The organism is Streptomyces pactum, assembly GCF_002005225.1.
Lineage (GTDB): Bacteria > Actinomycetota > Actinomycetes > Streptomycetales > Streptomycetaceae > Streptomyces > Streptomyces pactum_A.
In genome coordinates this window covers 868,984-882,592 of sequence record NZ_CP019724.1, presented here as the reverse complement: position 1 = coordinate 882,592, position 13,609 = coordinate 868,984, and the positions used below count along the sequence as shown (strand labels likewise).

General features: G+C 73.9%; 13 protein-coding genes. 6 read left to right on the top strand and 7 right to left on the bottom strand.

Annotated features, from left to right (window positions below; genetic code table 11):
• Positions 1–93: 93 nt before the first annotated feature.
• The gene (locus B1H29_RS03980; RefSeq protein ID WP_055421080.1) at positions 94–1,359 is read left to right on the top strand and encodes an extracellular solute-binding protein; all 1,266 of its coding nucleotides are present in this window, start codon (positions 94–96) and stop codon (positions 1,357–1,359) included.
• Between the two features lie 12 nt (positions 1,360–1,371).
• Here the strand turns inward: B1H29_RS03980 and egtD are convergent, their stop codons facing one another.
• The 4 genes from egtD to egtA are packed head-to-tail and all read right to left on the bottom strand — an operon-like array spanning position 1,372 to position 5,844.
• Entirely contained in the window at positions 1,372–2,334 is a 963-nt protein-coding gene (gene egtD, locus B1H29_RS03975; RefSeq protein ID WP_055421081.1) for an L-histidine N(alpha)-methyltransferase, read from the bottom strand.
• Positions 2,331–3,185 (bottom strand): ergothioneine biosynthesis protein EgtC, encoded by an 855-nt coding sequence (gene egtC, locus B1H29_RS03970; RefSeq protein ID WP_055421082.1) that lies wholly within the window; start codon positions 3,183–3,185, stop codon positions 2,331–2,333. The genes egtD and egtC overlap by 4 nt, the downstream gene beginning before the upstream one ends.
• A complete protein-coding gene (gene egtB, locus B1H29_RS03965) occupies positions 3,185–4,531 on the bottom strand; it encodes an ergothioneine biosynthesis protein EgtB (protein ID WP_409350939.1) in 1,347 nt (448 codons plus the stop codon). Before egtB ends, egtC begins: the two co-directional genes overlap by 1 nt.
• 11 nt (positions 4,532–4,542) lie before the next feature.
• Positions 4,543–5,844 carry an ergothioneine biosynthesis glutamate--cysteine ligase EgtA gene (gene egtA / locus B1H29_RS03960; RefSeq protein WP_055421084.1) on the bottom strand — a complete coding sequence of 434 codons (1,302 nt, stop codon included), beginning with the start codon at positions 5,842–5,844 and terminating at the stop codon, positions 4,543–4,545.
• Between the two features lie 287 nt (positions 5,845–6,131).
• Between egtA and B1H29_RS03955 the strand changes: the two genes are divergently transcribed.
• Positions 6,132–6,950 carry a TIGR02452 family protein gene (locus B1H29_RS03955; protein ID WP_055421085.1) on the top strand — a complete coding sequence of 273 codons (819 nt, stop codon included), beginning with the start codon at positions 6,132–6,134 and terminating at the stop codon, positions 6,948–6,950.
• Positions 6,951–7,022: 72 nt separating this feature from the next.
• Here the strand turns inward: B1H29_RS03955 and B1H29_RS03950 are convergent, their stop codons facing one another.
• Positions 7,023–7,496, bottom strand: coding sequence for a type II toxin-antitoxin system PemK/MazF family toxin (locus B1H29_RS03950; protein ID WP_055421599.1), 474 nt, complete (start codon positions 7,494–7,496; stop codon positions 7,023–7,025).
• 196 nt (positions 7,497–7,692) lie between these two features.
• On the opposite strand from B1H29_RS03950, the gene B1H29_RS03945 reads away from it, so the two are divergent.
• The 4 genes from B1H29_RS03945 (at position 7,693) to B1H29_RS03930 (ending at position 10,953) form a co-directional block, all read left to right on the top strand.
• Positions 7,693–8,583 (top strand): NAD(P)-dependent oxidoreductase, encoded by an 891-nt coding sequence (locus tag B1H29_RS03945; RefSeq protein WP_055421086.1) that lies wholly within the window; start codon positions 7,693–7,695, stop codon positions 8,581–8,583.
• A 110-nt stretch (positions 8,584–8,693) separates the two neighbouring features.
• The gene (locus B1H29_RS03940; RefSeq protein ID WP_055421087.1) at positions 8,694–9,119 is read left to right on the top strand and encodes a PPOX class F420-dependent oxidoreductase; all 426 of its coding nucleotides are present in this window, start codon (positions 8,694–8,696) and stop codon (positions 9,117–9,119) included.
• Positions 9,120–9,344: 225 nt separating this feature from the next.
• The gene (locus B1H29_RS03935; RefSeq protein ID WP_055421088.1) at positions 9,345–9,773 is read left to right on the top strand and encodes a VOC family protein; all 429 of its coding nucleotides are present in this window, start codon (positions 9,345–9,347) and stop codon (positions 9,771–9,773) included.
• A gap of 100 nt (positions 9,774–9,873) precedes the next feature.
• Positions 9,874–10,953, top strand: a complete 1,080-nt coding sequence (locus tag B1H29_RS03930) for a hypothetical protein (RefSeq protein WP_055421089.1) — start codon at positions 9,874–9,876, stop codon at positions 10,951–10,953.
• Between the two features lie 226 nt (positions 10,954–11,179).
• Here the strand turns inward: B1H29_RS03930 and B1H29_RS03925 are convergent, their stop codons facing one another.
• Both B1H29_RS03925 and B1H29_RS03920 read right to left on the bottom strand, forming a co-directional pair.
• Positions 11,180–12,439 carry an MFS transporter gene (locus tag B1H29_RS03925; RefSeq protein ID WP_055421090.1) on the bottom strand — a complete coding sequence of 420 codons (1,260 nt, stop codon included), beginning with the start codon at positions 12,437–12,439 and terminating at the stop codon, positions 11,180–11,182.
• A gap of 106 nt (positions 12,440–12,545) precedes the next feature.
• Positions 12,546–13,424 (bottom strand): alpha/beta fold hydrolase, encoded by an 879-nt coding sequence (locus B1H29_RS03920; protein WP_055421091.1) that lies wholly within the window; start codon positions 13,422–13,424, stop codon positions 12,546–12,548.
• Positions 13,425–13,609: the final 185 nt, after the last annotated feature.

The window sequence follows — 13,609 nt, the reverse complement described above, 5'->3', positions numbered from 1 at the left end:
CGAGCCCTCCGGTTCGTCCCCCCACGTCGGGTCTCCCATCGAACGCAGGCCTCGTCGGCCGGCCGTCGACCTGTACGACCAGAAGGACCCCACGTGAGACGTCGCCTCCTTGCCCTTGTCTGTGTGTCCGCCTCCCTGCTCAGCGGCTGCGGCCTGACGTCGTCGGACAGCGGGAGCGAGCGGCGCCCGGTCACCGTGTGGCTGATGAAGGGCAGCGCCTCGGAGGACTTCCTCAAGCGCTTCACCAAGGACTTCGAGCGCGAACACCCCGATCTCGACCTGGACATCCGCATCCAGGAGTGGACCGGCATCGGCGAGAAGGTGCAGGCCGCGATGAGGTCCGACGGCGCCGACGGGCAACCGGACGTCATCGAGGTCGGCAACACCCAGGTCCCGCAGTACGCCGAGGGCGGCCGGCTGGAGGACCTGACACTGGAGTCGATGCGTGACTGGGGCATCCGGGACTGGCTCCCGGGTCTCGCCGAACCCGGGGAGTACATGTCCCAGCAGTTCGGCATCCCCTGGTACGCCGCCAACCGCGTGGTCATCTACCGCAAGGACCTGTTCGAGCAGGCCGGCATCACCGCACCGCCCCGCACCCGCGAGGAGTGGCTCACCGTCACCGAGAAGCTCGACTCGGGCGGTGACCAGGGTATCTACCTGGCCGGACAGGACTGGTACACGCTCTCCGGCTTCATCTGGGACGAGGGCGGTGAGCTGGCCGAACAGGAGGGCGGTACCTGGACGGGCGCCCTGGACTCGCAGGCCGCCCTGCGGGGCATGGACTTCTACCGCGAACTGCAGGCCCTGGGCGACGGTCCGCTGGACGCCGACGAGGAACACCCTCCGCAGGCCGGCGTGTTCGCGAAGGGGCAGGTCGCGCAGATCGTCGCGGTGCCGGGGCTCGCCCAGTCCATCGTGCGCGAGAACCCCGGCCTCAAGGGCGAACTGGGCTTCTTCCCGGTGCCCGGAAAGAAGGCCGGCAAGCCCGGCGCGGTCTTCATCGGCGGCTCCGACCTCGTGGTGCCGAAGAACACCGACGAACGCGACGGCGCCCTCGCCGTGGTCGAGGCGCTCGTGGGCACCAAGTGGAACACCGACCTGGCCCGCACCATGAACTACGTTCCGAACAAGAAGTCGCTCGCCAAGGCCGTCGCCGGCGAGGAGGGCGTCGCCGCCATGGCGGCCGGCGCCGCGCAGGGCCGGGCGACTCCCGGTACGCCCCGGTGGGGCGCGGTCGAGGCGGACAACCCGATCAAGGCGTACATGACGAAGGTGCTCACCGGGGGCGACGCGGAGTCGGAGGCCCGCAAGGCCTCCGACCGCATCACCGAACTGCTGGACCTCGACGGGGGCTGACGCGCCGCCGCGTCAGCGCGCCACGCTCAGCGACAGCGCGAAACGATCCTCGCCGTCCGTCCACCAGTGGGCCAGCTCGAGACCGGCCGCGGCCAGTTCGGCCCGTACGCCCTCCCGCCGGAACTTCGCGGACACCTCGGTGCGCAGCTCCTCCCCTTCCGCGAACTCCACCGCCAGATCGAGCGCCTGGACCTTCACCGTCTGCGCGGTGCGCGAGCGCAGGCGCATCTCGATCCACTCGCGGTCGGCGTTCCACACCGCCACGTGCTCGAAGGCGGCGGGCGCGAAGTCGGCCGCCAGCTCCCGGTTGATGACGGACAGCACGTTCTTGTCGAACGCGGCGGTCACCCCGGCCGCGTCGTCGTACGCCCGGACCAGCACCCGCTCGTCCTTGACCAGGTCCGTGCCCAGCAGCAGGGCGTCACCCGGGGACAGCAGGGCGCGGACGGCGGCCAGGAAAGCGGCGCGCTCGCCGGGCAGCAGGTTGCCGATCGTGCCGCCGAGGAACGCCACCAGCCGGGGACCCGGTGTCTCGGGCAGCGTCAGCCCTCCGGTGAAGTCGGCGATCAGCGCGTGCACCTGGAGGTCCGGCCGCTCGGCGACGAGCGCCTCCCCGGCCTGGGTGAGGGCGCTCTCGCTGACGTCGACCGGCACGTAGCCGCGCAGCCCGGTCAGCGCGTCCAGCAGGAACCGGGTCTTCTCCGAGGAACCGGAACCCAGCTCCACCAGGGTGCGGGCACCGGTGGCCGCGGCGATCTCGCCGGCCCGGTCGACGAGGATCTCCCGCTCGGCACGGGTCGGGTAGTACTCGGGCAGCGCGGTGATCTCCTCGAACAGCTCGCTGCCCCGCGCGTCGTAGAACCACTTGGGCGGCAGCCACTTGGGCGTGCTCGTCAGGCCCGCCAGGACGTCGGCGCGCAGGGCGGCGTCCGTGGCGTCCTCGGGCAGCGTGCGGGTGAGACGGAACGGGCTCACGTACGGGGCTCCTTCGGGGAGACGAATGCGTCAGCGAGGGCGTTGTCGCCCGGGTCCTCGAGCGGGGCCGGGTCGTCGAGCGGGGCCGGCTCCTCGGGCGGAGCCGGGTCCTTGAGCGGAGTGAGTGACACGTCCGTGCGGCTCGCCGCGAGCAGGGTGCGGTCGGGGACCTCCCGCCAGCGCGCGTCGCCGTCGTACGGCTCCGAGGCGACGACCGTGCCGTCACCGGGACGGGTCAGGTACCACAGGGTGTCGCCCCAGGTGGTGGCCGTGATGGTGGCGCCGCTGGTGAGCAGCAGGTTGAGCCGGGAGGCGGGGGCCGCCGCGGCGACCTCCAGCACCGTCTCGGCGAGCGCCCGGCCCTCGTCGTCCCCGGCGCGCAGCCGGGCCAGCACCAGTGCCCACACGAGCGCCGAGTCGTTGCGGGCCTCCAGGGACAGCAGGTCCCCGGGCGGCAGCGTCCCGGCCACCCGCGCGAGCGAGCCGGGCCAGCCCGCGACGGCACCGTTGTGGCTGAACAGCCAGGTCCCCGAGGCGAACGGCGCCGCGGCGGCCTCCGCGTCGGCGCCCGAGAGCGTCGCGTCCCGTACGGCGGCGAGCAGCGCGCCGGTCCGCACCACCCGGGCCAGGTCGGCGAAGGACTGGTCGGCCCAGATCGGCCCGGCCCGCCGGTACCGCGCCGGCACCGGGTCCCCCTCGGCGTACCAGCCGACGCCGAACCCGTCGGCGTTGACCGTGCCGTAGCGCTGGTGTCTGGGTGCCCAGGACTGGCGGTACAGGGCGTGCGGCGGGGTCACCAGGAGCCGGCCGAGGGGCTCCACGGGGCCCACGTAGGCGAGGTGACGGCACATCAGGAGGCCCCCGCCGAACGGGCGGTGCGGAATCCGGAGAAGATCTGCCGCCGGATCGGATAGTCCCAGTTGCGGAACGTACCCCGGCAGGCCACCGCGTCCACGGCGAAGGAACCGCCGCGCAGCACCTTGTACTCGGGCCCGAAGAACACCTCCGAGTACTCCTTGTACGGGAACGCCCGGAAGCCCGGGTACGGGGCGAAGTCGCTCGACGTCCACTCCCAGACATCGCCGATCAACTGTCGTATCCCGAGCGGCGACTCACCGGCCGGGTAGCCGCCGGCGGGCGCCGGGCGCAGATGCCGCTGGCCGAGGTTGGCGTGCTCGGGTCCCGGATCGGCGTCGCCCCACGGGTAGCGCATCGTGCGCTCGCCCGCCGGGTCGTACCGGGCTGCCTTCTCCCACTCGGCCTCGGTGGGCAGCCGCCGTCCGGCCCAGCGGGCGTACGCGTCGGCCTCGTACCAGCACACGTGCACGACCGGCTCGTCGGCCGGCACCACCTCGGTGACCCCGAAGCGGCGCCGCAGCCACTGCCCGCCGTCGCGGCGCCAGAACAGCGGGGCGGTGACGGCGTGCCGGCGGATGTGGTCCCAGCCCGCCGGCGTCCACCAGCGCGGGTCGTCGTAGCCGCCGTCGGCGATGAACGCCTGGTAGGCGCCGTTGGTCACCGGTGTGGTGTCGAGGTGGAAGGGCGCCACCTCGACCCGGTGCGCGGGCCTCTCGTTGTCCAGGGCCCACGGTTCGGCCGACGTGCCCATCTCGAACGGGCCGCCGGGCACCAGGACCTCCGCCGGGCCGGTGAACAGCGGCACCGGGTCCGGGTCCGGGGCGGTCAGCGCCTGCGGGCCCTTGCGGAGCTGGTGGGTTATCAGCATGGTCTCGTCGTGCTGCTGCTCGTGCTGGGCGATCATCCCGAAGGCGAAGCCCGCCTCCGTCAGCCGAGTCCCGTGGAACGCGGTGCTCTCCAGCACGTCCAGCGCCCGTGCGCGCACGTCGGCCGCGTAGCGGCGGGCCTCGGCGGGCGACAGCAGCGGCAGCTTCGGCCGCTCGGCGCGCGGATGCTCGAAGGCGTCGTAGAGGCTGTCGATCTCGGGCCGTATCGCCTCCTGCCCGGCGACGGCGCGCAGCAGCCACTGCTCCTCCTGGTTGCCTATGTGCGCCAGGTCCCACACCAGCGGGGACATCAGCGGCGACACCTGGGCGGTCAGGTCGGGGCCCTCCACGCAACCGGTCAGCAGCGTGGTGCGGTCCCGGGCCGTGACGAGCGTGGCCAGGGCCCGCTCACGCAGGCTCCCGGCGTCGGTGGCGGGTCCGCCGGCCGTGCTGGTGGCGTCGGCGGTCTCCATGGCGGGGTCGGTCATGGGCGGGTCTCCCTCCCGTGCGGGCCACGGCTCGCGCCGTCCGGCATGTCCAGCAGGTCGTCGGCGGGGCAGCGGCCCCGGAGGACGTAGCGCTCCAGGTGTGCCGCGACGGCGTCCACCACCTCGGCGGTGGCGCCGAGCCGGGGCAGGGCGGCGAGCGCCGCGGTGAAGCACGTGACGGCCGCCTCGCGCAGCTCCGGATCGGTGAGGGCGTCGCGGGCCGCGTCCCGGTACAGCGGGTTGTGCGGGGCGGGCAGACCCAGCGTGCGCTCGGCGAGGGGCTTCACGGCCCGGTAGGCGGTCTCGGTGGCCTCCGGGTCCTCGAACAGCGCCGCCGTCACGGCGAGCGGAACCGTCCAGCCGTCGTCCCCGGGCTGCGCGTCGATCATGCGCAGCTCCAGGTGGCCGCGTGGTCTGACCGGCGGGAACAGCGTGGTGAGGTGGTAGTCGAGATCCTCCCGGGTCGGCGGTCTCGGGGTCCGGCTCCGGATCCACTCCCGGAAGGTCATGCCCTCGGGCACGTCCCAGGGCCCGCCGTCGTGGCGGACGCACATCACCGGGGCGTCCAGGACGTGCCGGGTCCAGGCGCCGCGCGGGTCGGCGTCCAGCGGGGGGCCGCCCGCGCGGCCGGTGCCGATCTGCGTCCACCGCAGTTGCCGGGTGGACCGCCAGCCGGTGGGCCGGTCGCCGGCCAGCGGGGAGTTGGCGAACGCGGCCAGCAGCACCGCTCCCAGCTGGTGGGCGAGCCACCAACGGCGTACGTGACCGAGGGGGCCGGGCTCCTCGTGCCCGGCGTCCAGACACACCTGCACGGAGGCCGAGGCGCACATCATGAAGCGGCCCGCGGGGCCGGTGCGGTCGAGGCAGGCCTCCATGGCGTCGTAGCGCGGCTGCCGCAGGAAGCGGCGGGGCACGTGCCAGGGGTCGTGGCCGAGGCCGACGAGGGCGAGACCGTCCTCGCGCAGCACCGCTCGGACGGCGGTGAGGTCGGCGGACACGGAACCGATGCATTCCATCAGGGAGGCGGCGGGGAGCGAACTCAGCTCCAACTGGCCGCCGGGCTCGACGGTCAGGGCCGACCTCAGGGGCACTGCCCGCAGTGCGGCGTAGACCGCTTCGAGCCGTTCGGGTGACACGGTGAGCCGCGGCGCGCGCAGCTCGTGGACGAGCCATTCCACCTCGACACCGAGGCGCCTGGGCGGGCCGGTCTTGAAGCAGATGCCGTGGACCAGCGCCTCGACCTCGGCTTCGGTGACGGTGGTGCGTGGCCGCGTGCAGCCACTTACCGCATCGGACATGTCGGGATCCTCCTGAGATTCCATCCATGCCGCCGACCCATTCGCGGTGGGCCGGGTCGGCACACTCGTCCCACCCAAGACCCTCGTGCCGCTCCGCACAAGGGTGCATTACGGGACGTTCCCACTCGGTAATCTCCGCGACCCGTCCATTCCCGGGGGCATTCCCCGTCGTTCGCCGGTCGGGAAACTCCGTTGCACCGCATCACCAGCATCACCCAGGATTCGTGCATGAGCACGACGGGGGAGGCCGCGCGGCGCGCGGTCACGGCGTCCACGGGGGTGGCGCCGTGAGCGCGCGCCTGCGGGGCATCGCACAGCAGACGGAACAGATCGTCACGGCGGGGTCCTACCGTGCGTCCGGCGGGCGCGAGGTGCCCATCGCCGCGGCCGTCGAGGCGGCACGGGACGGTACCCGGATGTACGGACCCGCTCCCGTCGAACCGGCCCCCTTCGCCGCGGTGCGGACGGTCTTCGAGGTCACCGGCGAGAGCAGCCTGGAGGCCGCACGCCGCCTCGGCGGCCAGGTCGCCGTGCTGAACTTCGCCTCGGCCCGCAATCCGGGCGGCGGCTACCTCAACGGCGCCCAGGCCCAGGAGGAGGCCCTGTGCCGGACCTCCGCGCTGTACACCTGCCTGCTGCGGGCGCGCGAGTTCTACGACCACCATCGCGCCCACCGCGACCCGTTCTACACGGACCGCGTCATCCACTCGCCCGCCGTGCCCGTCTTCCGCGACGACCGCGGCCGCCTGCTGGACGAGCCGTACACCGCCGGCTTCCTCACCTCCGCCGCGCCGAACGCGGGCGTGGTGCTGCGTACGGTCCCGCGGCGGGCCGCCGACGTGCCCGCCGCCCTGGCCGCACGCGCCGAACGGGTGCTGGAGACGGCCGCGGCCCACGGGTACCGGCGGCTGGTGCTCGGCGCCTGGGGCTGCGGGGTGTTCCGCAACGACCCCGCCCAGGTCGCGGGCGCGTTCCGGGGGCTGCTCGGGCCCGGCGGACGGTTCTCGGAAGCCTTCGAGCGGGTGACGTTCGGCATCCTGGACCGCACGCCGGGCGGCACGGTGCGGGAGGCGTTCGCGCACGCCTTCCCGAAGGGCGCCCGGTAGCAGGCGTTCCGCGGGCCGGTGAAGGGCCGGGGGAGGAAGGCGCGGGGAAGGGAGGCGCGGGGGAGGGAGGCGTCAGCTCCAGCCGTAACGCTCCCGCAGCCGCTGCCGTACGAGGTCGAAGCGCGGCCGGTCCAGGGCGCACGCCTCGCGGCGCATACCGGCGTCGTGCAGCCGCAGCACCCGGTCCACGGCGACCCAGGAGTCCCGCCCGGACCGGTCCCAGGGCCCGCCCCCGATGGGCACCCACTCCCGGTCCCCGTCATGGCGCTTGCTGGACAACTGAACGGCCAGCAGCGTGCCGGCGGCCTCCCGGGCGACCACGAGCACGGGCCGGTCCTTGCCGCGGCCGTCGTTCTCCTCGTAGGGCACCCACGTCCACACGATCTCGCCGGGATCCGGGTCCCCGTCGTGCGCGGGGGAGTACTCGGTACGCACCCGGCCCACGGTCCGGGCGTCGGCCTCGGTGGTGGCGGCGGGGCCGAAGCGGCCGGGGACGGTGTCGTGGGTGTCTTCGGTGTCTTCGGTGTCTTCGGGAAAGGCGCTCACGGCCGTACCGTACGGGACGCGCACGCGCGGCCCTCCACGGGTCGTCGGCGGCACGAGGTGCCGTCTTCGTGGACGGCAACCGGACCTGGCCGGCCGGACCGAACGGCGCCGCCCGCCACCGGATGGCAGGCTGATCACCGGGCCCCGCGCCCGGAGCCCCGGCCACCGTCCCGTACGAGCACAGAAAGCCGACGTCATGACCGACCAGCTCACCGTGAGCGTCCTGGGAACCGGCATCATGGGTGCCGCCATGGCCCGCAACCTCGTCCGCGCCGGGCACACCGTCCGCGCCTGGAACCGCAGCCGGGGCAAGGCCGAGCCGCTGGCCGCCGACGGCGTACGCGTCGCGGGCAGCCCCGAGGAGGCGGTACGGGGCGCCGACGCCGTCCTCACCATGCTGTACGACGGCCCGGCCGCGCTCGACGTCATGCGGCAGGCCGTCCCCGGCCTGCGCCCCGGTGCCGCGTGGATCCAGTCGACCACCGCCGGCGTCGACGCGGTCGCCGACCTGGCCGCCTTCGCCCACGAACACGGCCTCGTCTTCTTCGACGCACCCGTCCTCGGCACCCGGCAACCCGCCGAGGACGGCCAACTGCTGGTCCTGGCCGCCGGCCCGGCCGACGCACGGGACGCGGTGGCACCCGTCCTGGACGCCGTCGGCTCCCGCACGGTGTGGACCGGCGAGGACGGCGCCGCCGGCAGCGCCACCCGGCTGAAGCTGGTGGCCAACAGTTGGGTCCTCGCCGCCACCAACGCGGCGGGCGAGGTCCTGGCGCTGGCCAGGGCACTGGGCGTGGACCCGGACGGCTTCTTCGACGCCATCGCCGGCGGCCCGCTCGACATGGGCTACCTGCGCGCCAAGGCCCGGATGATCCGTGACGGCGCGCTGACGCCCGCGCAGTTCGCGGTCACCACCGCCGCGAAGGACGCCCGGCTGATCGTCGAGGCCGGCGAGGCGAACGGCGTCCGCCTGGACGTGGCCGCCGCCGGCGCGGAACGCCTGGCGCGCGCCGCCGCGCAGGGGCACGGCGACGAGGACATGGCGGCGGCGTACTTCGCCAGTTTCGACGAGAAGCCGTCCGACTGAACGCTCCCGGGGTACCGGGTGGACGTAACGACCGGAACGCCGACACAGCCTCGGCACACACCGAGACACACCAAGCGACACCAAGCCACGTCAAGACCCGAGGAGTTCTCATGTCCAAGCCGCCGCTGCCGCCCGAGGCCGTCGACCTGCTGCGCCGTCCCAACCCGTGCGTCATGGCCACCCTCCGTTCGGACGGCGCTCCCGTCTCCGCGCCCACCTGGTACCTGTGGGAGGACGACGGCCGGGTCCTCATCAACCTCGACGAGGGCCGGGTACGCCTCGGGCACCTGCGCCGGGATCCGCGCGTGACCCTCACCGTCCTCGCGGGCGACGACTGGTACACGCACGTCACCCTCATCGGCCGCGTCACCGAGACCCGCGACGACGAGGACCTCACCGGCATCGACCGCCTCTCCAGGCACTACACGGGCAACCCGTACCCGGACCGGGTCCGTCCCCGGGTCAGCGCCTGGATCGAGGTGGAGCGCTGGCACGGCTGGGGCGCGATGAAGGACAGCGACCAGGCGTCCCCCTGAGCGCCGGCCGGCGAGGCACGCCCCCCGGGCCGGTCCGCCGCGAACGCACCGGCCGGTCCGCCGACGGCGAGGTCCCGTACCGGTCGGTGCGCCGGCTCCGGCGGCCGCGGGGTCTCGACACCCCGCGACGGCCTCGTCTAAGATCCACGGCGCGGCATCGCGTGCCGGTCACCGTCCGGGTGAGGCATGGAGGCGCCGCGGAGATGCCCGTGGAGGCATTGACCCGTGTCAGTCGAGTTCAACCACACCATCGTTCTCTCCCGCGACCGGGAGAAGTCCGCTCACTTCCTCGCCGGGATCCTGGGGCTTCAGGTCGGCGAACCGGCCGGGATGTTCCTGCCCGTGACGACCGCCAACGGCGTCACCCTCGATTTCGCCACCGTCGACATCGACATCCCCGTGCAGCACTACGCGTTCCTCGTCTCCGAGGACGAGTTCGACGCGGTCCTCGCCCGGCTCGTGGCGGACGGCGTACCCATTCAGGCCGATCCGCACGGCCGGTATCCGCGCCGGATCAACCGCAACGACGGCGGCCGGGGTGTCTACTTCTCCGATCCGTCCGGGCACGGCATGGAGGCCTTCACCCGGCCCTACGGCAGTGACCCGTCCTCGCCGCTGAACGGCGTCACCGAGGACGTTCCCGGGGCCCGCTGACCCGCGTCCGCACACCCGCCGCCCGCCTTCTCCTGCCTGTTGTCACACCCCCTCCGCATACTGGTGGCCTCAGGGAGTCGGACGCGATCAGGGGGCGGTCATGCGGAGGGTGTACAGCGGTGAACTGCCGGTCGTCCACGGGAGGTTCCATGTGGACAGCCGTCAAAACCCGCGCGGACCGGTGCCGTCGGAGGCCTGCGCCGGACAGCTCAACGGTCTGTGCGGTGCGGCCGTCCCCGGCTGCCTCTTTCTGGGCACCGGTCTGCGCACCGGCAGGGTCGGGCTGACCGTCGAGCTGCACGGGGCCGCCCCGCCGCTCGACGACGGCTGGGAGGACGTGGTGGAGGCGTCCTTCCGGCCCGTCTCCCCCTCGACGGCCGTCCTGCCCTGCGGCCGGCGGGCGTTGTGCGAGATGGACCTGCCGCCCGCCGACCACCGGGTGCGCTACTGCGGACGGGACATGGACCGGGGCGGCGCGACCGAGTCCACCGGGGCCGACGACGCCGGGCCGGTGGGTTACTACCTGCTGCAGTTCTGGCCCGCCCCGCCCGCCGCCGACCGGGTCGTGCGGCAGACCTCACGCAGCGCCGAGGGCCGGCACCGGTACGCGCGCAGTCTGCCGCCGCCCCCTCGCGGGGAAGGGACCGCGCAGGACCGCGCGGAGACCCTGTCCTGGGGCGGCCGGCTGCCCAGCCGGCGTGTACGGGAGGTCGGCGGCGACGCGCGCGGGCTCGTCCCACTGGACCGGGACCTGCTCGACGCCGTCGACGGGGTGTGTCCGGCGACGCAGCGGAGCCTCGCCCGGTGGGCGGCCCACCGGGCCTTCACCGCGGCGGGTCTGGACGACGTCGACTGGATCACGCCCGCGCTCGCGGCGCTGGACCGCGGGGAGGCCCTGCCGGCCCCCTTCGACGACCCCCGGCGAGCCTGGGAGCGCTTCTTCACCGACGACCGGATCACCCGTACCGCGACGGACACGGGCGACGGATGCCGCGGCAACCCGCTGCGACAGGCCATGGCCATGCCCGCGCTGCGCGCCGCGGCCGAACCCGACCCGCTGCGTGCCGCGCTCGGCGCCCTCTTCGCCGCCGCGGTCACCCACGGCACCGACTACCCGGCCCTGTTCGCCGAGGCCCGCCGGGAGTTCCCCGCCCTCGGCCGGGGCACGCCACCGCGGTAGCGGGCAGCCTGCCCCGCGCGGGGAGCGGGCGTGCCCCGCCGGCCGGGGCAGGCTGTGGCCCTCAGGGTGTCGGCGGTGGCGACTTCGGACGACCCGGTCCGATCGGCACCGGCGACCGGAACGCCGTGGCCGGTGTCACCGCCGCCGGCGACCTGAGCGGCGACGGGCCGGGAGGGCGGCGGGCACCGGTCGAGCGGCCTGCGGAACGACGACGACTGGTGGCACTTCACCGGTCACCGGCGGGCCCCACCAAGGGCCGGCCCAAGTCGCGGTCCCGCCGTGGCAGGAGCAGCGGTGTCGCGAGCATCAGCACGCCCGCGAGCGCGACGGCCGTACGCGGTCCGGTCAGGCCCGCCAGCAGACCCCACACCGCGGTCAGGCCCGCGGTCGCCAGCTTCCCGCTGACCGTCCAGGCGGTCAGGGTGCGCGCGACCCTGTCCGCCGGGGTCAGGTCCAGCCGGCGGGTGGCGTACACCGGGTTGAACACGCCCACGGACGTGATCAGCCCGAACTCGACGACCATCACCAGGACCAGTCCCGGGGTTCCGGGGCCGACGAAGGCCAGCCCGACGGGCCAGCACACGCGCAGTACCCCGCTGGCGACCAGCACCCGGTGCTGCCCGAAGCGCGCCACGAGCGGGCCGGCCAGCCGGGAGCCGATCAGTCCGCCCGCGCACGGCACCGCGAAGGCGAGCCCGTACTGCCACGGCGCGAAGCCCAGATCGCCCAGCATGAGGACGGCCAGCAGCGGTGTGGTCGCCATGATCAGACCGTTGACCAGGACCGTGTTGAGGAACAGCGGGCGCAGACCCGGCGAGGCCAGCACGTACCGCCAGTCGTCCAGCAGGTCACCGGCCCGCGGCCGGGGCGCGTCGGCACGTCGCGGGGGCGGCTCCCCGCCGCCGATCGCGCGGATCCCCAGGGCCGACAACAGGTAGCTGACCGCGTCGACCGCCACCGTCACCACCGGTCCGAAGATCCCGATCGCGGCCCCGCCGAGCGGAGGCCCGAGCATCGTCGCGGTCCAGGTCGTCGCCTCGAACCGGCTGTTCGCGGCCAGCAGGTCCGGTGGCCGTACCAGTGCCTTGAGACAGGAACCGGCGGCCGCCCTGAACGCGATGTCGGCCGCGGCGACGACGACCGACACCACCAGCAACTGGGCGAAGCCGAGCCGGCCGAACGCGAACGCGAACGGCACGGTCAACAGCACCGCGCACCGGATCAGGTCCATCGCGACCATGACCGGCCGCTTGCGCCGGAACTCCACCCAGGGCCCCAGCGGCACCGCCACCAGCGCGCCCACCGCGAGACCGGTCGCCGCGAGCGCCGCCACCTGCGCCGTTCCGGCGTCCAGCACCACGACCGCGATCAGCGCGAACGCGTCGAACGCGAGCCTCGTGCCGAACGTGCTGACGGAATAGGCGGCCCACAGCCACCCGAACCGCCGCCCCAGCGACCCGCTGCCCCCCACGCCCGACTCCGTCACGCCGCCATCAAAGCGAGTGGCCGTCGTCGCGATCAAACAACCGGTCGGACAGCACGTACAACCGGCCGTTGTACGCCGGACCGCCGACACCCGGCCCGCCCGTGGCCTACCGGGTCAGCAGCTTCCGCAGCGACCCGGCGACCTCGCCGGGCGCCTCCTCCGCCATGAAGTGGCCGCAGTCGACGGTTTCGTGCCGCAAGTCCGGGGCCCACGCCCGCCACAGCGCGGCGGCGTCGTAGCCGAGGGCGGCACCCCAGTCCTGCTGGAGGACGGTCACGGGCATCCGCAGCCGGTTGCCGTTGTCGCGGTCTGCCCGGTCGTGGGCGACGTCGATGCCGGCCGAGGCACGGTAGTCGGCCACGATGGACGGCACCGCCTCGCGGGACGCCTCGAGGTAGGCGGCGCGTACGTCGGCGGGCAGGGCGTCCGGGTTGCGTGTCCAGATGTCGAGGAAGTGACCGAAGAAGGCGTCCGGCGCGGCGCCGATCAACTGCTCCGGCAGTCCGGGAGGCTGCGCCATCAGGTAGAGGTGGAAGCCGACCGCCGCCGTGGTGCCGCGCAGGACGTCCCACATGTCGAGGGTCGGCAGCACGTCCAGCGCGGCCAGGTGCGTCACCGCGTCCGGGTGGTCGAGCCCGGCCCGCACCGCGACGAGGGCGCCCCGGTCGTGCCCGGCCAGCGCGAAACGCTCGTGGCCGAGCGCGCGGGCGAGGGCGACGACGTCGGCGGCCATGGTCCGCTTGGCGTAGGCGGTGCCGTCCGGGTCGGCCGGCTTGTCGCTGGCGCCGTAACCGCGCAGGTCGGGGCAGACGACGGTGTGGTCGGCCGCGAGGTCGGCGGCGACGTGCCGCCACATCAGATGGGTCTGCGGGAAGCCGTGCAGCAGCACGATCGGGCTGCCGGAGCCGCCGACGGCCACGTTCAGGGCGACACCGTCGGCGACCGTGACGCGGTCGTGGTCGAAGCCCGGGATGGTCGGTTCCATGCTGGTATGTGCCTTTCTGCTCATGTCGGGTCTGCTCACCTCAGGTCCGCTCATGTCGGGTCTGCTCACCTCAGGTCCGCTCATGTCGGGGCTGCTCACATCAGCTCCGCCCATGCCGGAACCGCTGATGGCGGGACTGCTGGCATCAGGGCTGCCCCCCAGGGCCCGCTCACGTCGGGTCCGCG

Coding starts and splice junctions, on each gene's coding strand:
- B1H29_RS03920 (WP_055421091.1), bottom strand. CDS start 13,424: ATGGAACCGACCATCCCGGGCTTCGACCACGACCGCGTCACGGTCGCC.
- egtA (WP_055421084.1), bottom strand. CDS start 5,844: ATGTCCGATGCGGTAAGTGGCTGCACGCGGCCACGCACCACCGTCACC.
- B1H29_RS03945 (WP_055421086.1), top strand. CDS start 7,693: ATGACCGACCAGCTCACCGTGAGCGTCCTGGGAACCGGCATCATGGGT.
- egtB (WP_409350939.1), bottom strand. CDS start 4,531: ATGGAGACCGCCGACGCCACCAGCACGGCCGGCGGACCCGCCACCGAC.
- egtC (WP_055421082.1), bottom strand. CDS start 3,185: ATGTGCCGTCACCTCGCCTACGTGGGCCCCGTGGAGCCCCTCGGCCGG.
- B1H29_RS03930 (WP_055421089.1), top strand. CDS start 9,874: ATGCGGAGGGTGTACAGCGGTGAACTGCCGGTCGTCCACGGGAGGTTC.
- B1H29_RS03940 (WP_055421087.1), top strand. CDS start 8,694: ATGTCCAAGCCGCCGCTGCCGCCCGAGGCCGTCGACCTGCTGCGCCGT.